Origin of the sequence: Arthrobacter sp. NPDC080031 (assembly GCF_040702485.1) — a bacterium.
Taxonomy (GTDB): Bacteria; Actinomycetota; Actinomycetes; order Actinomycetales; family Micrococcaceae; genus Arthrobacter.
In genome coordinates, this window is the sequence record NZ_JBFBLA010000001.1 from 268,710 (window position 1) to 293,338 (window position 24,629).

Sequence of the window (24,629 nt, forward strand, 5' to 3'; positions counted from 1 at the left end):
TATGACGGCCGCTCCGCAGGCATCGGCTGCTAGTTCAATTCAGTCAGCGTATCGCTGAGCCTGACAAGCTCGTGGTCGTGCGACGCCACGAGCACTGCAATCCCGTCCTTGGCGGTGTCCTTCAGGATGCTGATGATGCGGTTTGCGGAGGTACGGTCCAGGCTGGCCGTTGGTTCGTCGACCACCAGCACGCGGGTGCCCAGGATCAGGGCCCGGGCGATCGCAACACGCTGGCGCTCACCGCCGGACAGCTGCGCCGGACGATGCCGCATGCGCCGGCCCAGCCCCACAAGGTCCAGCAGGTCCTTGGCCATTTCGGTGCGCTGCTCCACCTCGCCGTCGGGAACGGCAGGCAACAGCACATTCTCCAAAGCGCTCATGCCGTCGATCAAGGCGCCGCCCTGGTCCACGTACCCGATCAGCGCGCGGCGGCGGTCGGCGATTTCGTCGTCGCCCATCTTCTCGAGGGAGTCGCCCTCCCAGAGGACACGGCCCGACGTCGGGAGCGTCAGTCCCGCTCCGACTGTCAGGATGCTGGTCTTGCCTGAGCCGCTTCGCCCGGCGACGCAGTGCATCTCACCGGCGTGCAGGGTCAGGTTGAAGTCCTCGACGACGGTGACCGGCTCCGCGCCACCCTTGTCACCGCCGTAACGGATGGTGATGTTGCTCAACTGCAGGGGCATGCCGTGGTCCGAAGCCCGCACAATGGTATTGGCGCGGGTCTGGAACGACTCGTCGGTGGATTCCGTGGTCGCAGTCAGATCGGGTTCGAGATTGTCAGTCATTTGACCACTTTCGTTGCAATGGGAATCCAGCAAATTACGGCCAGCACACCGGCCAAGGCGGCCCAAAGTGCGGCATAGGGGGCGAGCAGCAGGCCCAGGCCCAGCGCCCCCAGGACGCCCAGGATCAGGGCCGCGGCTCCGACCAAGGCATTTTCGAAGAATCGGACCTGCCCCAGCATGTCCGGGTTCCAGCCCATGGCCCGGAGCGTGCCGAGCTGTTCGCGCCTGGCCTGGAGTTCGAACCGACCCGTGACCAAGGTCAGCACGAGGCCCACGAGCACCCCGCAGACTGCCAGGATGACGCTCGGCAGCGCGATCGTGGCGGAGGCGAGCCCGCTGAGGGCGCTGGCTCCGGCTGCCCGCGGGATGTCAATGAGCAAGGCGATCAGCGCACCAACGGCCGCCCCGAACACGCCCACGGCCACGGCCAGCGCCACTGAGCTGAAACGGTGGGTGACCAGCTGGCGGTACGCAAACGTCAGCGGTGAATCCACCGGTATCAGTCGTTCATCGTGTTGGGGTTCCTGGTCAACGACGTCCCGGTGCCGCAATTGCTGGGCCGCGATATAGGCGGCAGCGCAGTAAATGAGCAATACCGACGCGGAAACAATGACCGTAGCCAGGTTCCAGCTCAGAAGGCTCAGCGCGATGCCTGCCACTGCAACGATCCCCGCCCCGATGCCGAATTCCTCCAGGACCCAACTTCGGATCTTCCTTTGGGTCCAGCCCATGGCGCGGAGGATCCCCGCCTCGCTGCGTCGCTGGCGGATATAGCTGACTGTGGAAGCGCCGGTGAGGAGGGTGGCCCCGCACAGCGTCAGGAAGAGGAGGGTGATGTTGGTGCCCGTCAGGGAACCGGAAACGGCATCGGCGGCATCTTGCCGAACCCACGACTGCTGGACAGTGCCCAGCGCGGATTCCTTGCCGGCGTCGTCCTTGGAGTATCCCGGGACGAAGATGTTGGCGTCTTCCCGCGCGGAGCCTGCCACCACTGTGGCTTCCAGGCCCATGTCGCGGATCTGGGCTGCGAGCTTGTCGACCTCCGGTTGGGCTTGCTTCCAGTTGCCTGGCGCGCTGGCGCGGACCCGGATGGCGTCGATCACGTTGGCGTTGGAATCGTAACCGCGGGCGGCGGCAAGGCCGTAGTAGTCGGTAATGGCCCCGGCAGACTGGCTGACCAGGCCGGTGGCGCTCAGCGAGGGCTTGAGGCCCTTGGCTGACGTGGCATTGCCGGACGCGTCCTTCTGGAGCGTCATCGGGGCCGGGTCGTAGCCACCCAGGGGCAGCTTGTTCACATCGCCTGCTGCTTTCTGGATCTGGGCCGGATCGAACGTCCCGTAGACCATCGGCAGCGGGGTAGCGGGCTTCGATCCGGTGGCAAGGTTCTCCCGGTACGAGCGCTCGTCGACAGGCTTGCGCTGGCTCTGGTCCACGATCGCCCCGAAGGCCGACTTCTCGGGCAGCTTGTTGACGGTAACCCAGTCCCCCGGTATGGCGGACTTGCCGACGGCTCCATTCGCGGAAGTTTCGCCGTCCTTGTACTTGGGTGCGGCTGCGAAGTCCGTGCTCCACTGGGCCGGCTGGTACAGGCCTTGGCTGAAGTTGCCCGTGTTACCGAGCAACTGGCTGTGGTCCGTGGATCCTGGCCATGACAGAGCGAACGGCGACTTTGACACGAACGGCAGGTAGTCCTTGTCCAAGGAACGCGAGACAGTGCCGACGTCGTTGACGACCTTGCCCGAATTATCGATTTCCTCGATCTTGACCGAGTACTTCAGATCCAGTGAGGTTCCCTGCCGGACGATCAAAGGAATGGCTTGCGAGGCATCCGTGATCTGGCCGGACAGCTTTGCCTGCTGGTATTGGGTCATCAGGGGTGCCCAGTATTTGAGCTTGACACCCATGAAATCCGGGCCTTGCTCGAGTTCCTGCTGCGTGGGGCTCTTGGCAAAGAGTTGTTCGAAGTAGCGGCCGATCGCACCGGCGTTGCGGGTGTCGGCCGGCGGCGCCTTTTGCAGCGGTGCGAGGAAATCTCCGGCCGAGCCCAGGAGGGCGCGTTCAGCGGTCGGATCGACGGCGACCACCGATTCTGTGACCTGCGGAGCCATGGGCAGCGCCACGGAAAGGTTGAAGAGGTTGTGTTCCGAGCCACCGGCAGGAGCAGGGAACTTGATGCCGGTCTCCCCCGCAGGGCCGGCGATGCGGATGCTCTTGCCACCGGCGGTCTGCTGCTCTACGACCTGCCCCTTGCCAAGCGTGCCTTCAGCGCTGGTCTGGAAGAGGGTTTGCTGGGACACTCCGTCGGAGCTCACGGCCGTGGCAGTCAGGCGGTACTTCTTGGGCTGGGCTGGAAGCACGGATTCCGGCGCGGGCCAGCTCTTGGAGTCGGTTCCAGTCGGATCCCCCGCTGTGGCTCCGCCGGCCAGCCCGGCGTTGTAGCCGAGGTAGTCCATTGCATTCAGACGCGGGGTTTCAAGGTTCTGTGTCACCCGGGAAACGAGGCTGATGGGCGCCGCGACCGCCGCGCCGCTCAGCCCGCGGATCTTCTCCAGTTGCGGGAAGCTGATGCCGCCCTGGCCGTTCGCGATGTCCGGCTGGAGGAGTGCCCCGCCGTCCTTGGTGTTTGCGGACTTGGCCTGGACCAGGATGTCGTACAGGCCGCGTGAGTTCTCATCCACCGTCCGGTTCAGCGCGGCCTGCGACTGGCTCTGGATGAAGACGGACAAACACATGGCGACGATCAAAATGGCCGCGGTCAACAGAAGCACACGGCTTCGGATGAACCTCTGGACGGCGTTCATAGGGCTCCCTGAGTCCTGGATTGCGGGTGTGCACACTGCTGTCCCAGGAACCATGCCGAAGCAAGAGGAATCCACCGGGTGCGTGCAAAAGATATTGGCCGGCCTGCCGCCGGTTCCGAATTTCGGACCAAGCCATTGTAGGCAGACCGGCCAATAATATGTGGCCGATGTGAACTGCGGCACACTTTTCTAGCTCAAACGGTGCGGATGCTAGTCCTCCAGATCCACTTCACGAACCATGTCAGCGCCGATGCCGGCCTTGATGGCTTCAAGGACCTGCTGCGGCACAGAAGTGTCGATCGTCAGCAGCGCCAGGACCTGGCCGCCTTCGCTCTGGCGGGCCACCTGCATGCCACCGATATTGATGTTGTTCATGCCCAGGATGTGGCCGATGGTACCGATGACACCGGGACGGTCCGCGTAGGAAACAACCACCAGGTGCTCGCTGATCGGGATTTCGACGTCATAGCCGTTGACGCCCACAAGCTTCTGGACCTGCTTGGGCCCGGTGAGCGTGCCGGCCACGGAAATCTGGGAGCCGTCGCTCAGTGCGCCGCGGATGGTCAGGACGTTGCGGTAGTCCTCGGCTTCCGACGTCGTGATCAGGCGGGTGTTGATGCCGCGCTGCTCGGCGATGACGGGCGCGTTGACGTAGGAGACCTGCTCGGTCACAACGTCGGCGAACACCCCCTTGAGCGCTGCCAGCTCGAGGACCTTCACGTCCAGGCTCGCGATCTCTCCCGCGACCTCGACGTCGATCTGCGTCAGGGATGCGTGGGTCAGGGCCGTGAAGATCCGGCCGAGCTTCTCGATCAGCGGGATTCCGGGGCGAACGTCGGAAGCGATCACGCCGCCTGCAACGTTGACCGCGTCCGGGACGAGTTCGCCGGCGAGGGCGAGGCGGACGGACTTCGCCACGGAGACGCCCGCCTTTTCCTGGGCTTCGTCCGTTGACGCACCGAGGTGGGGCGTCACGATGACGTTGTCCATGCCGAAGAAGGGAAGGTCGGTGCTCGGCTCCTTGACGAAAACGTCGATGCCGGCGCCGGCGATCTGGCCGTCCTCCAAAGCCTCGTGGAGGGCTTCTTCGTCGATCAGGCCGCCACGGGCGACGTTGACAACGTAGGCCGTTTCCTTCATCTTCTTGAAGGCATCGGCGCCCAGCATGCCCACGGTTTCCGGGGTTTTGGGCATGTGGATGGTGATGAAGTCCGACTTCTCCAGCAGCTCGTCCAGGGTGACAAGCTTGACGCCGAGTTGCGCGGCGCGTGCCGAGGTGATGTAAGGGTCGTAGGCGAGGATCTCGGTCTCGAAGCCTTGGAGGCGGGCAGCCACGAGCGCTCCGATGCGCCCGAGGCCGATGATGCCGATCTTCTTCTCGAAGAGTTCGATGCCCGTGTACTTGGAGCGCTTCCACTCGCCGCCCTTCAGGGCGGAACTGGCCTGCGGGATGTGGCGGGCGAGGCTGAGGATGTGGCCGACCGTAAGTTCGGCAGCGGACACAATGTTCGACGTCGGAGCGTTGACGACCATGACGCCGGCCTGGGTGGCGGCCTTGATGTCCACGTTGTCCAGGCCGACACCGGCACGCGCGATGATCTTGAGGTTCTTGGCTGCGGCAATTGCTTCGGCGTCCACCTGGGTGGCTGAACGCACGAGGATGGCGTCGACGTCGACGATTGCGGAGAGCAGCTGGGAGCGGTCCGCGCCGTCGGTTTGGCGGATCTCGAAGTCCGGACCAAGGGCCTCGATCGTGGCGGGCGAAAGTTCCTCAGCGAGGAGTACTACTGGCTTGGTGCTAGTCACCGGCGACCTCTTTAGCTCTCTTTTTCAGGTGGGGTTTTGGTGAAACGATTCTTTGACGACGAAGGCCGGACCCGGTATACCGGGTCCGGCCTCCATGCCGGGCGGCTTCATTTCGAGCCTATCCCGAACGGCGTTCTGTGTTGAATTGCTACGGCTCCTGCCGCGGCTTCAGCGGGTGCCTTGACTAGCGGGCTGCGGAGCCTTCGACGTAGTCCTCGTCCTGCTGCTGCCAGGAGAACAGGGAACGCAGCTCGCGGCCGACACCCTCGATCGGGTGCTGCTCGGCCTTGGCCCGCAGTTCCTTGAACTCGACGGCGCCGTTGTCCTGGTCGTCGATGAAACGCTTGGCGAAGGCGCCGGACTGGATGTCGGCGAGGACGCCGGCCATGTTCTCCTTGACCCGGGGGTCGATGACGCGCGGGCCGGAGACGTAGTCGCCGTACTCTGCGGTGTCGGAAACGCTCCAGCGCTGCTTGGCGATGCCGCCCTCCCACATGAGGTCAACGATGAGCTTGAGCTCGTGCAGAACCTCGAAGTAGGCGATCTGCGGCTGGTAGCCGGCTTCGGTCAGGGTCTCGAAGCCGTACTGGATCAGCTGGGAGACACCGCCGCACAGGACAGCCTGCTCGCCGAAGAGGTCGGTTTCGGTCTCTTCGGTGAAGGTGGTCTTGATGACGCCGGCGCGGGTTCCGCCGATTGCCTTCGCGTAGGACTTGGCCAGTTCCCAAGCGGAACCGGATGCGTCCTGCTCGACGGCGATGATGTCCGGGATACCGCGGCCGGCTTCGAATTCGCGGCGCACGGTGTGTCCGGGAGCCTTCGGAGCGATCAGGATGACGTCAACGCCCTCGGGCGCCTCGATGTAGCCGAAGCGGATGTTGAAGCCGTGGGCGAAGGCAAGGGCCTTGCCGGGGGTCAGCTTGTCCTTGATGGAGTCGTTGTAGATCGCGCGCTGGTGCTGGTCCGGCGCCAGGATCATGATGACGTCGGCCCATTCGGCGGCGTCGGCAACGTTCTTGACCGTGAAGCCTGCGTCCTGTGCCTTGGCGATCGACTTCGAGCCTTCCTTGAGCGCGATGACAACCTCGACGCCGGAGTCGCGCAGGTTCAGCGCGTGGGCGTGGCCCTGGGAACCGTAGCCGACAATGGCGACCTTGCGACCCTGGATGATCGACAGGTCTGCGTCGTCGTCGTAGAACATTTCAGTCACTTGCGTAACTCCTCTTGAGTGGTTTTGTAGATATTGTCTGTGGTTCGGTATCGGGCTACTACGCAGTACCTAAGACAGTGCCTAAGCGCTGCGCAGAGCCCTGTCACTCATGGAGCGGGATCCCCGCCCAACGGCCAAGGTGCCGGACTGCACTATTTCGCGGATGCCGAACGGCTCAAGCACTGAAAGCAGCGCTGCAAGCTTTTCCGGGGTACCGGTTGCCTCAATGACCACCGAGTCTGTGGAAACGTCAACCACTGAGGCACGGAACAAGTCTGCAGCTTGGGTGACCTGCAGGCGTGTCGCGGCATCCGCACGTACCTTGACCAGGATGTGGTCACGTTGCACGGAAGATTCTGAAGTCAGCTCGACAATCTTGATCACGTTGATCAGTTTGTTGAGCTGTTTGGTGACCTGCTCGATGAGGTCGCCGTCGGCGTCGACGACGACGGTCATCCGGGAAATCCCGGAGACCTCGGTGGGCCCGACGGCCAGGGAGTTGATGTTGAAGGCCCGCCGGGCGAAGAGGCTGGCCACGCGGGTCAGCACGCCGGGCTTGTCTTCGACCAGAACGGACAGTGTGTGGCGGCTCATGGCTAGTCCTCCTCTTCCCATTCCGGGGTCATGTTGCGGGCAACCTGGATCTGGTCGTTCGAGACTCCGGAGGGGACCATCGGCCACACCATGGAGTTCGGGCTGACCACGAAGTCGATGACCACGGGACGGTCATTGATTTCCAGGGCCTTCTGGATGGTTGCGTCGATGTCCTCGTCCCGGTCGCAGCGGAAAGCGGCACAGCCGTAGGCGTCTGCCAGCTTGACGAAGTCCGGGATACGGACGGTGTCGTGGCCGGTGTTCAGGTCGGTGTTGGAGTAGCGGCCTTCATAGAAGAGGGTCTGCCACTGGCGCACCATGCCCAGCGAGGAGTTGTTGATGATGGCAACCTTGATGGGAATTTTGTTGATAGCGCAGGTCGCCAGTTCCTGGTTGGTCATCTGGAAGCAGCCGTCGCCGTCGATCGCCCAGACCACGCGGTCCGGTTCTCCGACCTTGGCGCCCATGGCTGCCGGCACGGCATAACCCATGGTGCCGGCACCGCCGGAGTTCAGCCAGGCGTGGGGACGCTCGTACTTGATGAACTGCGCGGCCCACATCTGGTGCTGGCCAACGCCTGCAACGTAGATGCCTTCAGGACCCGTGAGCGCACCAATGCGTTCGATGACCCGCTGGGGGGCACTGAGTCCGTCGTCCGGTTCAGTCCAGCCCAGGGGGTAGGTGTCGCGGAGGTTGTTGAGGAACGCCCACCAACCATCGAGGTCCGGGGTGCCGGACTGTTCGAAAGCGTTACGGACGGCCTCGCTCAGCTCCGGAATGATCTCCTTGACGGAGCCCACGATCGGAACGTCAGCCGTGCGGTTCTTCGAAATCTCCGCGGGGTCGATGTCCGCGTGGATGATCTTGGCATGCGGAGCGAAGGTGCTGAGGACACCAGTCACCCGGTCATCGAAGCGAGCGCCGAGGGTGATCAGGAGATCGGACTGTTGCAGTGCGGTGACCGCGGAAACCGTGCCGTGCATGCCGGGCATGCCGACGTGCTGCGGGTGGGAATCCGGGAACACGCCGCGGGCCATGAGGGTGGTCACCACGGGTGCGCCGGTCAGCTCTGCGAGTTCGCGCAGTTCTGCCGAAGCGTGCGCCTTCACCACACCGCCCCCGACATACAGGACAGGCTTGCGTGCCGCAGCGATCAGCCGGGCAGCCTCGCGCACCTGCTTGTTGTGGCCCCGGACCACCGGCCGGTAACCCGGCAAATCGATCTTGGGCGGCCAGGAGAAGGTCATGGTGCCCTGCTGGGCATTCTTGGCGATGTCCACCAAAACCGGACCGGGACGCCCGGTGCTCGCAAGGTAGAAAGCTTCGGCCATGACATGCGGAATGTCATTGGGATCCGTCACCAGAAAGGAATGCTTGGTGATCGGCATGGTGATGCCGACGATGTCTGCCTCCTGGAAGGCATCCGTGCCAATGACCGAAGCCGATACCTGGCCGGTAATGGCAACGAGGGGCACGGAGTCCATGTGGGCATCCATGATGGCGGTAACGAGGTTGGTGGCACCGGGGCCCGAGGTGGCGATGCAGACGCCAACCCGTCCGGTAACCATGGCGTAGCCTTGGGCTGCGTGGCCGGCTCCCTGTTCGTGACGGACCAGGACGTGATTCATCTTGGAGGCCATCAAAGGGTCATAGGTGGGGAGGATCGCGCCACCGGGCAAACCAAAAATATCGTCCACGCCGAGTTCTTCGAGCGAGCGGACAATAGCTTCCGAGCCGGTCATCACCGTTGGGGGTACAACGTTGTTCGGCCCGAGTACAGGAGAGAGAGTTGCAGCATTGTCGACGACGGCGTCAGCCGTACGGTCGACCTTTTCCGGAGCCTTGGGGGCTCCAGCGGACTTTGCAGCCATCAGCGAGGGGCTGATCGGCGATCCTTTGCTCATCGGACTCTTCCTTTGGGGATCTTCAATTAGTGAAAGTTACTGCGTGGGTACTGCGGTCATGCGGGTTCTTGCTTCGCGCGGTCCCCTGCGGGAAATAAAAAAACCCCTCAGCCTTGCGGCTCTTCGAGGGGTTGCGCGTGACGGTTCGTTACCAGTCGGGCTAGGAGGCCACGCGCTTGGTAAGTACGACAGTGCCCACGGTGGCGCCGACAGTAACGAATGCGATCATGCGTTCAGTGTTCCCTCTTTGTGAGATGAGTGTCAAACGATGAAGAGGTCATCTCACTATGTGGACTCCGTTGTCCACAGGCTGGTCATGTCCGGCCGCCCAACTGACTCGCAGTTGTTGTCGCTATGAGGCGTCAAAACGACAACAAGTGCGAGCCAGTTGGGCCGGAACCCGGAATCAGCCGCAGTAGGCGCCGGTGGAGGCGCTGTGCACCAGTTTGGCGTACTTGGCGAGGACGCCCTTGGTGAACTTGGCCTGGAGGGGCTCCCAGCCGACCTTGCGGGACTCGAGTTCGGCTTCGTCCACCAGGAGGTCGAACGAACGGGCGGCGATGTCCACGCGGATCTTGTCGCCGTCCTTGACGAAGGCGATGGGTCCGCCGTCGACGGCTTCGGGCGCAACGTGCCCGATGCACAGACCGGTGGTACCTCCCGAGAAGCGGCCGTCGGTCAGCAGGAGCACGTCCTTGCCGAGGCCCGCGCCCTTGATGGCACCGGTGATGGCGAGCATCTCACGCATGCCCGGGCCGCCCTTGGGTCCTTCGTACCGGATCACGACGACGTCCCCGGCCTTGATCTCGCCCTTGTCCAAAGCGTCGAGGGCTCCCTGCTCGCGCTCGAACACGCGGGCGGTTCCTTCGAAGACATCGGCGTCGAAGCCGGCGCTCTTCACGACGGCACCTTCCGGCGCCATGGAACCGTGCAGGATGGTGATGCCGCCGGTCTTGTGGATCGGGTTGTCCAGCGCGCGGAGGATCTTGCCGTCCAGGTCCGGCGGGTTGATGGAGGCCAGGTTCTCGGCAAGGGTCTTGCCCGTGACCGTCAGGCAGTCGCCGTGCAGCAGGCCGGCGTCGAGCAGTGCCTTCATGATGACCGGCACGCCGCCGATCTTGTCGACGTCGGTCATGACATAGCGGCCGAAGGGCTTGAGGTCGCCCAGGTGCGGGATCTTGTCGCCGATGCGGTTGAAGTCGTCAAGCGTGAGTTCGACCTCGGCTTCACGGGCGATCGCGAGCAGGTGCAGGACGGCGTTGGTGGAACCGCCGAAGGCCATGGTGACGGCGATGGCGTTCTCGAACGCCTTCTTGGTCATGATGTCCCGGGCGGTGATGCCGAGGCGGAGCAGGTTGACCACTGCCTCCCCGGACTTGCGGGCAAAGTCATCACGACGGCGGTCTGCCGAGGGCGGGGCGGCCGAGCCCGGCAGGGACATGCCGAGGGCTTCGCCGATGCACGCCATGGTGTTGGCCGTGTACATACCGCCGCAGGCGCCTTCGCCGGGACAGATCGCGCGTTCGATACGGTCCAGGTCGCCCCTGCTCATCTTGCCGGCAGCGCACGCGCCCACGGCTTCGAAGGCGTCGATGAGGGTGACTTCCTTCTCCGAGCCGTCCTCGAGCTTGACCCAGCCCGGCATGATGGAACCGGCGTAAAGGAAGACGCTGGCGAGATCCAGTCGGGCGGCTGCCATCAGCATGCCCGGGAGGGACTTGTCGCAGCCGGCCAGCAAAACAGAGCCGTCAATGCGCTCGGCCTGCATGACGGTTTCCACGGAGTCGGCAATAACTTCGCGCGAAACAAGGGAAAAGTGCATGCCCTCGTGGCCCATGGAAATGCCGTCCGAAACGGAAATGGTGCCGAACTGCATGGGGAAACCACCGCCGGCGTGAACGCCTTCCTTGGCGCCCTGGGCGAGTCGGTTCAGCGAGAGGTTGCAAGGCGTAATTTCGTTCCACGAGCTCGCGACGCCGATTTGCGGCTTGGCGAAGTCGTCATCGCCCATGCCTACGGCCCGGAACATGCCTCGCGCGGGGGCGGCATGGATACCGTCCGTTACGACCCGGCTGCGTGGCTTGATGTCCGGCTGGTTGTCTGTCGCAATTGGGGTGTGGTCACTCATGGGCACGAGTCTATGACTCTTGAGCTGTGGCCAACGAACATGATCGGCGGGTTAAGGCGAATTTAGCGCTATTTCATTCAATATTTCAGTCAAATAATGGACAGTCATCTCGATATGTGAGACATCAGTCTCGTTGCCGGCCGCAGTTGCCTCCGACAGGAACGCGGACGCGCTGACGGCCGCGAATCGATTGACTAACCTAGACAGCCCCGTGACACGGACGTAACGTCAAATCACGACAGCTGCGCCACTCGAACAGACAGAAGGGCTCCTCCCATGGATTGGTTGATCTGGGTCATCGTCATCGTGTTGATCGTCGCGATTGTTTGGTGGCTCCTGAGCCGCAATAGCGCGAAGTCTTCGTCTTCCTCGGGCGCCATGGCCCCGGCTTCACCGTCGCCGACCGCCTCGTCACCGCAAACGGATATCGCCTCCGCAGCCCTGACAGGCTCCGCCCCTTTGGTCGCTACAACCGCGACCGCCGATCAAGACCCGGCCGGGTCCCGCGCCGCCGAACCCGAGGCCGAACCCGAGCCGGAGGCGGCAACCGAGGCTGACGGCGTCGACGTCGACGACTGGGAGGGTCCTGTCCCTCCCCTCAAGACCAGAATGGCCGCCCCGGAAGAGTCCTCCGCGTCCGGAACCCCTGCGGAAGAACCCGTGTTGAAGGAGCCCACGCTCTCGGAACCCGTGCTTTCCAATGACGCGGTTTCCGAAGCGGCCGCACCGATCGCTGCCGAGCCGGAACTTGAGGGGGGCGTCACGGCCGACGACGTTACAGCGGCCGACAGTGCCGAGTGGGAAGCCACCTGGAGCGAAGGCGGCGCACCAGCGGCGCCCGCCCCTGTCCACCACCGCGAATACACGGACGCCCATGCACCGACGCTTCCGGGTGCGGAATCAGCCGCGGCGGAAGCAGTCGACGCTGCTGCGGAAGGGGTGCAAGACGACCGGGCCGGAGCTCCCGACGCGGTCCCGGCGCCTGTTGAGTCAACCACCCTGGCCCAGGATTCCGCGGGCGCGTCTCCGCTGGGCGGGCATCTGGCCGCCGAGCAGCCGTACGGTGAAGGCTCGGCTGCGGCCGGCGCTGACGGGAGCGGCCCCGAAGGCTACACAGTCAAGGGCAACGCGGACACCATGACCTACCACGATGAAGACAGCCCGTCCTACGACGAGGTCAAGGCCGAGGTCTGGTTTATTTCGAGCGCCCACGCCGAGGCAGCCGGATTCCGTCCGCCTCGCAGGAACCGCCGCTGAGGGCCCCAAGGACCTGAGGATCCGCGGCGGCAAGCGGCCCTGCAAGCAGGACAAGCAATGAACCACGCAAAGGCGGGATCGGGGAGCGTTTTCCGGCCCCGCCTTGCGCTTGCCCGGACTCTGATAGCGGTGGCCTTCCTCGTGGCTTTGCTGCTAGCCGCCTGCACAGGGAGTGCACCCAGCCCCGGGCGTACCGAAGGCAATGGACCGGAGCTGCTTCGGAAGCTTGACCTGAATCTGACACTCCCATGGTCCATCGTGTTCCTCGGCGACGGAACTGCCATCATCTCCGAACGCGACACCAAGCTGATCAAATCGGTCCGGAACGACCGGTCCACGACGGTGGGCGAGTTTCCCGGCGTCGTACCCGGCGGCGAAGGCGGGCTGCTGGGACTCGCGCTCTCCCCCGAGTTCGCCAGCGACCGTCTGCTTTACGCATATTTCACCGCCGAATCGGACAACCGGATTTCGCGCACCCGCCTGGAGCAGGCCGCGGACGGGCGGCTGAGCCTCGGCACACCGGAAGTCATCTTCTCAGGCATCCCCAAAGCCTCGACCCACAACGGCGGCCGCATCCGTTTCGGCCCCGACGGGTTCCTCTACGTCGGCACGGGAGATGCCCAGCATCCGGAGCAAGCACAGGACCGCAATGCGCTCGGCGGGAAGATCCTGCGGCTGACCCCCGAGGGGAAAGCCGCGCCGGGCAACCCGTTCGCCAACCCCGTTTACAGCTACGGACACCGCAACGTGCAGGGTCTGGCATGGGACAGTTCCGGAAGGCTATGGGCAAGCGAATTCGGCCCCGACGTCAACGACGAACTCAACCTCATCGAAGCGGGCGGCAACTACGGTTGGCCACAAGTGACCGGGGCGCCCGGCCGTACCGGCTACATCGATGCCAAGGTTGTCTGGCCTTCGACGGCGGATGCCTCGCCGAGCGGGCTGGAAATCGTCAACGGAACAGCGTTCACGTGCGCGCTGCGCGGGCAGCGTTTATGGACGGTACCGCTGAACGGAAAGACAGCGGGGAATCCCGTGGCATACCTCACAGCTGCCTATGGACGTTTACGGGACGTTTCGCTTGCGCCGGACGGCACTCTTTGGGTCCTCAGCAACAACGAAAACCCTGACTTTGCGCTGGTCCTGAAGCCTCCCGCCCAGTGACGCGCAGGAGGCCCGGGCCGATTTCACACTTGGGCAAGTGTCGTGTAGAGTTACATGTCGTTGCGGAGATCAACGAGGGAAGAAAAGCCTTCAGCTGATCGAAATCGACAAATGCACCTCTAGCTCAATTGGCAGAGCAATTGACTCTTAATCAATGGGTTCCGGGTTCAAGTCCCGGGGGGTGCACCAAAGGGAAGGACCCTTGAGCGGCAGCAGCCGCTCAAGGGTTATTTCTTTGCGTTGCGAGCAACAAACAATTGCACCTCTAGCTCAATTGGCAGAGCAATTGACTCTTAATCAATGGGTTCCGGGTTCAAGTCCCGGGGGGTGCACCAAAGGGAAGATCCCTGGATGGCTGAATGGCCGTCCAGGGATCTTTTTGCTTTTCTGCCGGCTTCGCCGCGTGCTGGAGCTTCGCCACTGGGCTTCGCCGCGGGCCGGCCTGCGGAAGCCTAGTTGGAAGCTTCACCCGGTTCCGAATCCACTGCGGCCACAATGTCGCTTACAGAAGCAGCCGACGAATGGTTGTTCGCCAGTTCGCGTACCAGTGCCTGGAGCTCCCGCCGCAGTTTGGCGGTGTCCACGGGCACAGGTGCAAGCACTTCCCGTTCCAATTGCGTGGCCAGGCCCAGGGCATGCTCCCCGGCCTCGGTCAAACTGACCACCTGGCTCCGGCGGTCGGACACGCTGCGTGCGCGGCTGACGTGGCCGTGGGCCTCCAGCCTGGTGAGCGTCTTCCCCATTGTTTGTGCCTGGACCCGGACGATCTGCGCGAGCATCGACTGAGTGGTCGGTCCTTTGACGGCGAGTACTTCCATGACAATGACCCCGGCATGGGTCAGCTCCATACCGCGCAGTTTCTCATTCCAGGCATGCTCCACGAGTCGCGCCGCCGTGGAGAGCAAGCGCCCGGTGGGCCACCGTTCCATATCAGGCATAAGGGCCAGTATATAGACCGCTGCGCGCAGGTCAGGTCCAGGGTTCAATTCGTGAAGCGGCCAGCCCATCACTAAGCTGAGTGATCGCGAACCTAGCAAGGAGCACAAATGGCTGAACGACTCATTCCAGGCGATACTGCCCCGGACTTCACACTCAAGGACCACACGGGACGCGAGGTCAGCCTGGCATCGCACCGCGGCCGCAATACAGTCATCTACTTCTACCCCGCGGCTTCCACGCCGGCATGTGCCAAGCAGGCCTGCGACTTCCGGGATTCCCTCGCAACCCTTCAGGCTGCCGGCTACGACGTCCTTGGCATATCGCCGGACACCGTGAAGGATCTGGGCAAATTTGTGGCCGAAGAATCGCTGACCTTTCCCCTACTGTCCGACGAAGGGCACCACGTGGCTGACGCCTATGCGGCCTGGGGCGAGAAGAAGAACTACGGGCGTACCTACCAAGGGTTGATCCGCTCAACGATTGTGGTGGACCCCGACGGAAAGGTGGCCTTGGCGCAATACAACGTGCGAGCCACAGGCCATGTCGCCAAACTTCGCAGGGACCTCAAACTGGACAAGTAGCCACCGCTAAGTGGCATGGGCGAGGCGGGAACTGCTCGCGCTAAACCGCGGGTACAATGGAGGCCGGTATATGACCGGAGCGGGAATCCTTGGATCCCGGTCCGGCTAGCAAACACCAGCGCGAGTGGTGAAATTGGCAGACACGCAGGATTTAGGTTCCTGTGCCTTCGGGCGTGGGGGTTCAAGTCCCCCCTTGCGCACATTCAGGAAGTGCCCCGGTCCTTGGCCGGGGCACTTCCTGTTTCCAGCCGGGACTCAGGGCCCTGAACTAGACTGGGCTGCGGTCCGGCTGCCGCGGGCCCCAGCCCGTCCAACTGCCTTGAGGGGACAAGAGTGGTAAGCAGCAAGCTTCGCCGAGTCACGCTACAAATCGGCGCAGGCCTTCTGGCCGTGGCCTTGACATCGTGCACGGTAAGCCCTGGACCGACACCGTCGGCCTCGGCTGCGGGCAGCGCTGCGGCAGAGCCAAGCAAGACCTTCAACTTTGGCACCCCGTCGATGCCGCTTGGGCTCGATCCTGCCGTGACGAGCGACTCCGAATCGTATCGCATCACCCGGCAAGTGATGGAAGGCCTCGTAGGCGTCGACGCATCCACTGGCCAACCGACTCCCCTGCTTGCCACCTCCTGGTCGCAAGGCAATGACGGACTCAGCTACGACTTTAACTTGCGCTCGAAAGTCACCTTCCAAGATGGGACCGTCTTTGACGCCGCGGCCGTCTGCAGCAACTTCAACCGTTGGTTCAACTTCCCCGCGACCGTGCGCCAGCAGGCACCAGGCATCGCATTCAAGCGCGTCTTCAAATCCTTTTCGGACGAAGCTTCGCTTTCGCTGTTCAAGAACTGCAAGGTCGTTTCTCCCGACCACGTCCAAATCAACCTGGCCAAGCCCTTCACGGGCTTCCTTCAGGCCTTGACGCTGCCGGCGTTCGCGATGTCATCTCCGAAAGCAATGGCCGACGGCAAGGCCGACGTCCTGGACAAGAAACTGTCAGGACAACCGGCGTCGGCCTACGCCTCCCACCCCGTGGGCACAGGCCCTTACGTTTTCTCCTCGTGGAGCCAAAACCGCATCACACTCACCAGCTACAAAGGCTATTGGGGCGACCGCGGCGAGATAGCCACGGTCAACTTCATTCCGTTCGACTATCCGCAGGCCCGGCTCCAGGCCCTGCTCGCAGGAACCATCGACGGATACGACCTCGTCACCGCCGGCACCTTCGACCAACTGGTCAAGAAGGGCATGCAGATCGTCCAGCGGGATCCGTTCTCCGTGATGTACCTGGGGATGAACGAGTCGGTGGCGCCCCTCCAGAATCTTGGGGTGCGCCAGGCAATCGAGATGGCCATCGACAAAGACACCCTCATCCACAAGTTCTTCATCGACAACACGTCACCGGCGACCCAGTTCGTTCCCCCCAAGCTGAGCGGCTTCAACAACAACGCACCGTCCTTGGGATACGACCCGGACAAGGCCAAGCAACTGCTCGCCAAGTCCGGCTACAAGGGCGAGGAACTCAAGTTCTACTACCCGCTCAATGTCACACGCGCCTACCTTCCCACTCCGGAGAAGATCTACGCGGAGATCAGCGCAGAGCTCACCGCCATCGGACTGAATATCAAGCCCGTACCCGTGAATTGGGACGACGGCTACCTCCAGAAGGTCCAATCCCCTGGTGACCATGCGCTCCATTTGCTCGGCTGGAATGGCGGCTACTCGGATCCGGACAACTTCGTGGGCACGCTCTTCGGTGAAAACAACGGGGAGTTCGGCTACAGCGATCCACAGGTGTTCTCAAAGATCGACCGGGCCCGGGGACTCCCCGACGGCGCTGACCGCAACTCCCAGTACCAGACCATCAATGCCCAGATCGCAGCGACGGTTCCGGCTGTACCCATCGCCTTCCCCATCTCGGCTTTGGCCCTTTCCGACCGCGTCGAGAAGTACCCTTCGTCGCCTGTCTTAAACGAAGTTTTTACAAACGTTCGCCTGAAGTCTTGACGTCCCGCCGCAATTTCAGTTATGTGCCCACGCGGGGATATTCTGTGACAGCCAGTGCCGCCGCTATCGGAGATAGATCGTGACCTTCATTTCCAAGACACACCACGCTGACGTCGTCCTTATTGGGGGCGGGATCATGAGCGCAACCCTGGGTGCGTTCATCAAGCAACTCGAACCCAGCTGGACCATCTCCCTCTTTGAGCGACTCGACGAAGCCGGCCTGGAAAGCTCCGGACCGTGGAACAACGCGGGAACCGGGCACGCAGCGCTCTGTGAGCTTAACTACTCGCCTGCAGCGAAGGACGGCTCCGTTGACCCGTCCAAGGCCCTCCACATCAACGAGCAATTCCAGCTTTCCCGGCAGTTCTGGTCCCACCTCGTGGACAACAAGTTGATCGGCTCCCCCAAGGGCTTCATCAACACCGTTCCGCACATGAGCTTCGTCATCGGCGACAAGCACGCAGACTTCCTCAAGACCCGCTACGAGGCGCTCAAACCCAACACGCTCTTCCGCAGCATGGAATACACGGAAGACCAGGAACAGATCGCCAAGTGGGCTCCCCTGATCATCAAGGGCCGCGACGCCAAGCAGCGCGTTGCCGCCACCCGCGCGGCGGAAGGCACCGACGTCGACTTCGGCGCCCTGACCCGCGAACTGACCGGCTACCTCGCTGCCAACGGCGTTGAAGTCAACTTTGGCCACAACGTCACCGATGTGAGCAAAGCCTCCGACGGCGGCTGGGACCTTTCGCTCAAGCACCCCGCTTCCGGCGAGCACGGCCAGATCCACGCCAAGTTCGTTTTTGTGGGCGCCGGCGGCGGAGCACTCCACCTGCTCCAGGCATCGGGCATCCCGGAAAGCAAGGGCTACGGTGGTTTCCCGGTATCCGGGCAGTTCTTCCGTTGCACCGATGAGACCATTGCCGGCCAGCACAGCGCCAAGGTGTACGGCCAGGCCTCCGTGGGCGCCCCCCCGATGTCCGTGCCGCACCTTGATACCCGCTACGTTGGCGGCAAGCGTTCCCTGCTTTTCGGCCCGTACGCCGGTTTCTCCACCAACTTCCTCAAAACGAGCAGCTACCTTGACCTGCCGCTGTCCATCCGCCCAAGCAACATCATCCCGATGCTGGCCGTGGCCAAGGACAACATGGACCTGACTGCGTACCTGATCAAGGAAGTCGCCAAGCGCCACGATGCCAAGGTGGAGTCCCTCCGCGAGTACTACCCCCAGGCCGACGGCGGCAACTGGGAGCTCATCACCGCAGGCCAGCGGGTGCAGATCATTAAGAAGGACTCCAAGAAGGGCGGGGTGCTGCAGTTCGGCACCGAAGTCATCACGGCTCGTGACGGCTCCATCGGAGCACTGCTTGGCGCCTCCCCCGGCGCTTCCACCGCAGTCCCGATCATGATCGAGATGCTCCAGCGGTCCTTCCCGAAGAACTTCAAGGGCTGGCAGTCCAAGCTCAAGGAAATGATGCCAGGCTACGGCGTCAAACTGAACGACAACCCGGAACTTGCGGCCGAGCTGGAAGCGAGCACTGCCCGTTCGCTCCAACTTGAGCCTGCCGACGCCGTCCAGCACTAGCAACCGTCCGGGCTGCGGCCGGTTCGGGACAAGAAACAGACCGTAGATCCCAGGAGACAGTGCAATGTTCCGTCTGGCAAAGCTTTCATTGGCGAACAGGGCACTGATCGCGCTGATCACCGTCTTCGCGGCGGTGTTCGGCGTGATCACCATGTCTTCCCTCAAGCAGGAACTCATTCCCTCGATCGAGTTCCCGCAGATCTCAGTGATCACCGCCATGCCGGGCGCGTCCCCGGAAGTCGTCGACAAGCAACTCAGCCGCCCCCTCGAAGCAGCACTGAACAGCGTCGAGGGCCTGGAATCGACTACGTCCACGTCGCGGAACGGTGTTTCGCAGATCTCCATGGTGTTCACGTACGGTTCGAACCTGGACCGTGCCCGCAACCAGATCGATCGCGCCATCTCCAACGCCAAGCGTGTGCTGCCGGCCGACGTCGAGCCCCGGTCTTTTGCCGGCAGCATCAGCGACTTCCCGATCGTGTACCTGGCGGTGTCTTCGGACAAGCCTCTCAGCGAGCTGAACACTGACCTGCAGCGCTTGAGCGTTCCCCGGCTCCAGAAACTGGACGGGGTCCGCAGCGCCGACGTGACAGGTGGTGCAACCCAGCACATCCTGATCCAGCCTAAAGCCCAGGCCATGGCCGCAAGCGGCGCCACGGTTCAGTCGCTCACGAATGCCCTCAAGAACAACGGGACGCTGGTCCCGGCCGGAACCATCGAGGACCAAGGCAGGACGCTTTCCCTGCAGATCGGCAGCCCGGTGGACTCCCTCGACGTCATCAGGGGCTTGCCGCTCACCGGCGCCAAGGGCGGAACCACGATCGGCGGCGTCGCCGACGTGAGCATCAAGGACGACGCCGCAACCTCGATCACCCGGACCAACGGGAAGCCGACGCTGGCCCTGTCCATCACGAAGAAGCCCGACGGCGATACCGTCGCCATTTCGCACGCCGTCGAGGACTCCATTCCCCGGATGGAAGCCGAACTCGGCTCCAATGCGCACTTCACGCCGGTATTCGACCAGGCACCGTACATCGAAAAATCCATCAAGGACCTCACCACGGAGGGACTTCTCGGACTTGGCTTCGCGGTGGCAGTCATCCTGGTGTTCCTGATGTCCGTGCGCTCCACGCTCGTGACGGCGGTATCCATTCCGCTGTCGCTCCTGATTACGTTCATCGGAATATCGGCGACACACTACTCACTCAACATCCTCACGCTCGGCGCGTTGACCATCGCGATCGGCCGGGTGGTGGACGACTCGATCGTGGTCATCGAGAACATCAAACGGCACCTCAGCTATGGTGAGCACAAGCTCAAGGCGATCCTCAATTCCATCCGGGAAGTTGCCGGTGCCATCACGGCGTCCACCCTCACTACAGTTGCCGTCTTCCTGCCGATCGCCTTCGTAGGCAACCTGGCAGGGGAACTGTTCAGGCCCTTCGCCCTGACGGTGACCATCGCCCTGTTGTCCTCGTTGCTCGTGTCGCTCACCATCGTTCCGGTGCTGGCGTACTGGTTCCTCAAGTCGCCGTCGCCGGCCTCGGCAGCGGAGGACGTGCGCGCAGCGGAGGACGCCCGAACCAAGGCGCACGAGGCAGAGCAACGCAGCCGCCTGCAACGCGGCTATCTGCCCATCCTGTCCAAGACCCAGAAGCACCCGGTCATGACGATCGTCGCCGCGGTCCTGGTACTGGGTGGAACAGCGGCCATGTCCCCCCTGCTCGCCACGGACCTGCTCGGCAACTCCGGCCAGAACAGCATGACCGTGCGCCAGGTCCTTCCTGCCGGCACCAGCCTGGAACAGACCGGCGCCGCCGCCGCGCAGGTGGAATCGGTCCTCCGCGGGATCGACGGCATCAAGGACGTCCAGGTCACGTCGGGCAACGCCCAAACGGGCTTCGCCGCCCTCACCTCAAGTGGTGCTTCCAACTCGACGTTCACGGTGGTGACGGACGATAAGGCCGACCAGCAGAAACTGCAAGACACAGTCCGGTCCCGGCTCGCCGGCGCCTCGGCTCCCAGCAAGGTCACTGTTGGTGCACAGCAAGGCGGCCTGGGCACGTCTTCCAGCGTGGACATCACCATCAACGCCGCCAACTCGGCGGATCTCAAGACTGCGAGCGACGCCGTAGCGAAGGCCATGGACGGCGTGCCCGGGAGTGCCGAGGTAGCCACGAACCTGGATGCCAGCCAGTCGGTGGTCCAGGTAAAGGTTGACCGCGCCAAGGCGGTCGCCGCCGGACTGAACGAAGAACAAGTCGCCGGCGTCCTGGCGTCCACGGTCAGTCCCATCCCCGCGGGCACAGTCCGAATCGACACCACGGACTTCCCGGTACAGATCGGCGAAGGAACCCACTTCAGCAGCATCGCCGATGTCAGGGGCATCAATCTCCCGACGCCGGCCGGGCCTGTTCCGCTGTCAAGCATCGCTTCCGTAGACCAGGTAGACACCCCGGTCTCCATCACCAGCAGCAACGGCCAGCGGAGCGCGAAGGTGACCGTCACGCCGTCGGGCTCCAACCTTGGCGCCGTCAGCACGGCAGTCACTGCCCGGCTGGCCGCGGTGCAGCTGCCGGCAGGCGTTACCGCCACGATCGGCGGGGCCACGACCCAGCAGGCCGACTCGTTCCGGCAGCTCGGCCTCGCGCTCCTGGCCGCCGTCGCCATTGTCTATGTCATCATGGTGGCCGCGTTCAAGTCCCTCATCCAGCCCCTCATCCTGTTGGTGTCCGTGCCTTTCGCGGCGACGGGCGCCATCGCATTGCTCCTGGTCACGGGCGTTCCGCTCGGACTGCCTTCCCTGATCGGAATGCTGATGCTGGTGGGAATCGTCGTGACCAATGCGATCGTCCTGATCGACCTCATCAACCAATACCGCAAACCGCACGATGGCAGCCCCGGAATGAGCGTCGCGGACGCCATCACCCACGGCGCCCGGCAACGGCTGCGCCCTATCCTCATGACCGCACTTGCTACCGTATTCGCCCTCACGCCCATGGCTTTGGGCCTCACGGGAGGCGGCGGGTTCATTTCCCGGCCGCTCGCGATCGTGGTCATCGGCGGCCTGGTTTCGTCCACGGCGTTGACGCTCGTCCTTGTGCCTGTCCTTTACAAACTGGTCGAAGGCCGGCGGGAGAGGAAGGCGCTGCTCAAGGCGCTCATGCAACGCCCCGACGTCGCGAAGGACGGCATCGCAGGCCACGGCGAGGCCGAGCACCTGGACTGGACCACCGGCGTGATTCCCAAAGTCACCGGGCGCCGATCGGCTTCGAGCCCCGCCGAGTAGGGCGGCACACACCGGGAACAAAATGATGCCGTACCCTGTTGCAGGCAGTGATACATGCAAATGCATCTATCTTGGGATAGACTGTTGGCAGAGCCCGGACATCAACCGGGCAGGCAGAAAGGCACATCATGGAGATCGGCGTATTCAGCGTCAGCGACATCACCACTGACCCCACCACGGGCCACACCCCCACGGAGAACGAGCGCATCAAGGCCGCCGTGGCGATCGCCAAGAAGGTCGAAGAGATCGGCATGGACGTCTATGCGATCGGCGAGCACCACAACCGCCCCTTCTTCTCATCGTCGCCCACCACTACACTGGCGTACATCGCAGCGCAGACCGAACGCATCACGCTGTCAACGTCCACCACGCTGATCACCACGAACGATCCCGTCAAGATCGCCGAAGACTTCGCGATGCTCCAACACCTGGCGGATGGCCGCGTGGACCTCATCATGGGCCGCGGCAACACCGCTCCGGTCTACCCCTGGTTCGGCAAGAACATCCAGGACGGGATCGAACTCGCGGTGGAGAACTACTCCCTGCTCCGCCGGCTCTGGGATGAGGACACCGTCAATTGGAGCGGCAAGTACCGCACCCCGCTGCAGAACTTCACCTCCACGCCCCGCCCGCTCGACGGCGTCGCGCCCTTCGTCTGGCACGGCTCCATCCGCAGCCCGCAGATCGCGGAACTCGCCGCGTACTACGGCGACGGCTTCTTCGCCAACAACATCTTCTGGCCCAAGGAGCACTACCAGCAGCTGATCGGCCTGTACCGCGAACGCTATGAGCACTACGGCCATGGCAACGCAGACCAGGCCATCGTGGGTCTGGGCGGGCAGTTCTTCATGCGCAAGAACTCCCAGGACGCCGTGAAGGAGTTCCGCCCCTACTTCGACAATGCACCGGTGTACGGCCACGGGCCCTCGCTCGAGGACTTCACGTCCCAGACGCCGCTGACCGTCGGCAGTCCGCAGGAAGTCATCGAAAAGACCCTGACCTTCCGCGAGTACTTCGGCGACTACCAGCGTCAACTGTTCCTGGTGGACCACGCCGGCCTGCCGCTCAAGACCGTCCTGGAGCAACTGGACCTCTTCGGCGAAGAAGTCCTGCCGGTCCTGCGCAAGGAATTCGAGGACCGCAAACCGGCCCACGTACCTGACGCGCCCACCCACGCATCCCGCGTGGCAGCGTCCGTTGCCTCGGCCGCTGAGGCCGTTGCCGATGTTGTCAGCGACGGCGCAGGGGGGAACCCGTGACCACCAAAGCGCCCACCTCGTCCGCCGTGCGCCTCGCCGCCGAAACCTGGGAGTCCTTGTTCCGCTCCCAGGTGGCGGTGATGCGCCGCCTCCAGTCCGGGCAGGCGTTCAAGAAGCTGCCTATCAAGGAGTACGACGTCCTGTTCACTCTTTCCCGCTGCCCCACGGGCAAGCTGAGGCTGAACGAAATCAACGATCACGTCCTGCTCAGCCAATCCAGCCTGAGCCGGCTGGTTGACAGGCTGGAGAAGCGCGGGCTCGTCGAGCGCAGCATCGCCCCCGACGACGGCCGCGGGATCCTGCTGGGGCTTACCGCGGCCGGGCAGGAACTACAGAAAGAGATCGGACGCGAGCACATCCGCGACATTGCCGAACTTGTGGCTCCGGCCCTTACGGCCGAGGAGCAGCGTGAGCTTCTGCGCCTGACGGAGAAACTGCAGGCGTTCGTCGCACACAAGCAGCCGCGCGAAAGCTAGCGGAGGACGACGAGCTTCGCCGGATCCTCATCCGGCAGCTCGTCGGCCACCACCGCGCTGACCTTCAAGCTCTTCAACGACAGGCTGCCGCCCACCGTGGAGAGGAACGCGGTGTCGGAGGAATCGCGTCCGGCCGTGATGCGCAGCATGGATTCGCGCGGAGCCAGGCCGGTGGGGTCGATCACAAACCACGTTCCATCGATGTGGGCCTCCGCCACGGCATGGAAGTCCATGGGGCTCAACCCGGGCGCATACACCGCGGCGAGCCGGGCGGGGATGTCCTTGGAGCGCAGGAGGGCAATGGCAAGGTGGGCGAAGTCCCGGCAGACACCCTTGCGGTGCAGAAGCGTTTCCACCGCTCCATCCGTTCCCCGGGAGGAACCGCTGACGTACCGCAGCTCGTCGTGGACCCAGTTCCGGACTGCGTGCAACAGCTCCTCGCCGTGCAGGCCGCCGAACTCGGCGTACGACGTCGGAAGGAGCCGATCGGATTCGGCATAGCGGCTGGGCCGCACATAGCGGATGAGCTCCATCCGGGAGGACTCATCGGGGGCACCAAAACCCTCCACCGAGGCGCGGTAATCAACAGTTACCTCGCTGGGTTCGGCGAACTCCATGTACTGGAAACGTCCACCGTGATGGTCCGTCAGCTCGGTGAGCGGAACAGCTTCGCCTTCCACCGTGACTGACAACTCTTCGGTCAACGACGCATAGCCGGGATTGCTGGCCACGGCTATTGCCATGGCCACTTTGGTGTTGGCGACGGTCTTGAAAACGAGCTGGGCAGCAACGTTGCGTTCCATGGATCTCCGGAGTGTTGCGGCTGGACAACCCATTAAGAATGCGGAGT

Annotated in this window: 17 protein-coding genes and 3 tRNA genes; 11 read left to right on the forward strand and 9 right to left on the reverse strand. The window is 63.4% G+C overall.

All coding sequences use genetic code 11. The annotated features are described in order from the left end of the window. Window positions 1-29 precede the first annotated feature (29 nt). The 7 genes from AB0323_RS01240 to ilvD form a co-directional block, all read right to left on the reverse strand. Complete coding sequence (locus tag AB0323_RS01240) at window positions 30-785, reverse strand: ATP-binding cassette domain-containing protein (protein ID WP_366175768.1); 756 nt, start codon at window positions 783-785, stop codon at window positions 30-32. Beyond that, the gene (locus AB0323_RS01245; protein ID WP_366175769.1) at window positions 782-3,586 is read right to left on the reverse strand and encodes an FtsX-like permease family protein; all 2,805 of its coding nucleotides are present in this window, start codon (window positions 3,584-3,586) and stop codon (window positions 782-784) included. The genes AB0323_RS01240 and AB0323_RS01245 overlap by 4 nt, the downstream gene beginning before the upstream one ends. Before the next feature lie 210 nt (window positions 3,587-3,796). Beyond that, window positions 3,797-5,392 (reverse strand): phosphoglycerate dehydrogenase, encoded by a 1,596-nt coding sequence (gene serA / locus AB0323_RS01250; protein WP_366175770.1) that lies wholly within the window; start codon window positions 5,390-5,392, stop codon window positions 3,797-3,799. Window positions 5,393-5,576: 184 nt separating this feature from the next. Then, window positions 5,577-6,602, reverse strand: coding sequence for a ketol-acid reductoisomerase (ilvC, locus tag AB0323_RS01255; protein ID WP_366175771.1), 1,026 nt, complete (start codon window positions 6,600-6,602; stop codon window positions 5,577-5,579). Window positions 6,603-6,683: 81 nt separating this feature from the next. Next, window positions 6,684-7,196, reverse strand: a complete 513-nt coding sequence (ilvN, locus tag AB0323_RS01260; protein WP_028264679.1) for an acetolactate synthase small subunit — start codon at window positions 7,194-7,196, stop codon at window positions 6,684-6,686. Window positions 7,197-7,198: 2 nt separating this feature from the next. Continuing rightward, window positions 7,199-9,100: an acetolactate synthase large subunit gene (locus tag AB0323_RS01265; protein ID WP_364538042.1), complete on the reverse strand. Its 1,902-nt coding sequence runs from the start codon at window positions 9,098-9,100 to the stop codon at window positions 7,199-7,201. A 406-nt stretch (window positions 9,101-9,506) separates the two neighbouring features. Beyond that, entirely contained in the window at window positions 9,507-11,228 is a 1,722-nt protein-coding gene (gene ilvD / locus AB0323_RS01270; RefSeq protein WP_366175772.1) for a dihydroxy-acid dehydratase, read from the reverse strand. Window positions 11,229-11,504: 276 nt separating this feature from the next. On the opposite strand from ilvD, the gene AB0323_RS01275 reads away from it, so the two are divergent. The 4 genes from AB0323_RS01275 (at window position 11,505) to AB0323_RS01290 (ending at window position 13,984) form a co-directional block, all read left to right on the forward strand. Next, window positions 11,505-12,485 carry a hypothetical protein gene (locus AB0323_RS01275; protein ID WP_366175773.1) on the forward strand — a complete coding sequence of 327 codons (981 nt, stop codon included), beginning with the start codon at window positions 11,505-11,507 and terminating at the stop codon, window positions 12,483-12,485. A gap of 57 nt (window positions 12,486-12,542) precedes the next feature. Next, window positions 12,543-13,649 carry a PQQ-dependent sugar dehydrogenase gene (locus AB0323_RS01280; protein WP_366175774.1) on the forward strand — a complete coding sequence of 369 codons (1,107 nt, stop codon included), beginning with the start codon at window positions 12,543-12,545 and terminating at the stop codon, window positions 13,647-13,649. A 113-nt stretch (window positions 13,650-13,762) separates the two neighbouring features. Next, window positions 13,763-13,838, forward strand: a tRNA-Lys gene (locus AB0323_RS01285). A 70-nt stretch (window positions 13,839-13,908) separates the two neighbouring features. After that, a tRNA-Lys gene (locus AB0323_RS01290) sits at window positions 13,909-13,984 on the forward strand. Window positions 13,985-14,101: 117 nt separating this feature from the next. On the opposite strand, the gene AB0323_RS01295 is transcribed toward AB0323_RS01290, so the two are convergent. After that, window positions 14,102-14,578 (reverse strand): MarR family transcriptional regulator, encoded by a 477-nt coding sequence (locus AB0323_RS01295; protein WP_364533839.1) that lies wholly within the window; start codon window positions 14,576-14,578, stop codon window positions 14,102-14,104. Window positions 14,579-14,695: 117 nt separating this feature from the next. On the opposite strand from AB0323_RS01295, the gene bcp reads away from it, so the two are divergent. The 7 genes from bcp (at window position 14,696) to AB0323_RS01330 (ending at window position 23,779) form a co-directional block, all read left to right on the forward strand. Continuing rightward, a complete protein-coding gene (gene bcp, locus AB0323_RS01300) occupies window positions 14,696-15,169 on the forward strand; it encodes a thioredoxin-dependent thiol peroxidase (protein ID WP_366175775.1) in 474 nt (157 codons plus the stop codon). Between the two features lie 118 nt (window positions 15,170-15,287). After that, window positions 15,288-15,369 (forward strand) — tRNA-Leu (locus tag AB0323_RS01305). A gap of 133 nt (window positions 15,370-15,502) precedes the next feature. Continuing rightward, window positions 15,503-17,170 (forward strand): ABC transporter substrate-binding protein, encoded by a 1,668-nt coding sequence (locus AB0323_RS01310; protein WP_366175776.1) that lies wholly within the window; start codon window positions 15,503-15,505, stop codon window positions 17,168-17,170. 79 nt (window positions 17,171-17,249) lie between these two features. Next, complete coding sequence (locus AB0323_RS01315; RefSeq protein ID WP_366175777.1) at window positions 17,250-18,755, forward strand: malate:quinone oxidoreductase; 1,506 nt, start codon at window positions 17,250-17,252, stop codon at window positions 18,753-18,755. Window positions 18,756-18,819: 64 nt separating this feature from the next. After that, entirely contained in the window at window positions 18,820-22,044 is a 3,225-nt protein-coding gene (locus AB0323_RS01320) for an efflux RND transporter permease subunit (RefSeq protein WP_366175778.1), read from the forward strand. A gap of 128 nt (window positions 22,045-22,172) precedes the next feature. After that, complete coding sequence (locus AB0323_RS01325; protein ID WP_366175779.1) at window positions 22,173-23,303, forward strand: LLM class flavin-dependent oxidoreductase; 1,131 nt, start codon at window positions 22,173-22,175, stop codon at window positions 23,301-23,303. After that, window positions 23,300-23,779, forward strand: coding sequence for a MarR family winged helix-turn-helix transcriptional regulator (locus AB0323_RS01330; protein WP_366175780.1), 480 nt, complete (start codon window positions 23,300-23,302; stop codon window positions 23,777-23,779). The genes AB0323_RS01325 and AB0323_RS01330 overlap by 4 nt, the downstream gene beginning before the upstream one ends. On the opposite strand, the gene AB0323_RS01335 is transcribed toward AB0323_RS01330, so the two are convergent. Then, window positions 23,776-24,582 carry a transglutaminase family protein gene (locus AB0323_RS01335; protein ID WP_366175781.1) on the reverse strand — a complete coding sequence of 269 codons (807 nt, stop codon included), beginning with the start codon at window positions 24,580-24,582 and terminating at the stop codon, window positions 23,776-23,778. The genes AB0323_RS01330 and AB0323_RS01335 overlap by 4 nt on opposite strands. Window positions 24,583-24,629: the final 47 nt, after the last annotated feature.

Coding starts and splice junctions, on each gene's coding strand:
- ilvN (WP_028264679.1), bottom strand. CDS start 7,196: ATGAGCCGCCACACACTGTCCGTTCTGGTCGAAGACAAGCCCGGCGTG.
- AB0323_RS01280 (WP_366175774.1), top strand. CDS start 12,543: ATGAACCACGCAAAGGCGGGATCGGGGAGCGTTTTCCGGCCCCGCCTT.
- bcp (WP_366175775.1), top strand. CDS start 14,696: ATGGCTGAACGACTCATTCCAGGCGATACTGCCCCGGACTTCACACTC.
- AB0323_RS01275 (WP_366175773.1), top strand. CDS start 11,505: ATGGATTGGTTGATCTGGGTCATCGTCATCGTGTTGATCGTCGCGATT.
- AB0323_RS01325 (WP_366175779.1), top strand. CDS start 22,173: ATGGAGATCGGCGTATTCAGCGTCAGCGACATCACCACTGACCCCACC.
- AB0323_RS01240 (WP_366175768.1), bottom strand. CDS start 785: ATGACTGACAATCTCGAACCCGATCTGACTGCGACCACGGAATCCACC.
- AB0323_RS01320 (WP_366175778.1), top strand. CDS start 18,820: ATGTTCCGTCTGGCAAAGCTTTCATTGGCGAACAGGGCACTGATCGCG.
- AB0323_RS01265 (WP_364538042.1), bottom strand. CDS start 9,100: ATGAGCAAAGGATCGCCGATCAGCCCCTCGCTGATGGCTGCAAAGTCC.
- AB0323_RS01295 (WP_364533839.1), bottom strand. CDS start 14,578: ATGGAACGGTGGCCCACCGGGCGCTTGCTCTCCACGGCGGCGCGACTC.
- AB0323_RS01245 (WP_366175769.1), bottom strand. CDS start 3,586: ATGAACGCCGTCCAGAGGTTCATCCGAAGCCGTGTGCTTCTGTTGACC.
- ilvD (WP_366175772.1), bottom strand. CDS start 11,228: ATGAGTGACCACACCCCAATTGCGACAGACAACCAGCCGGACATCAAG.
- AB0323_RS01335 (WP_366175781.1), bottom strand. CDS start 24,582: ATGGAACGCAACGTTGCTGCCCAGCTCGTTTTCAAGACCGTCGCCAAC.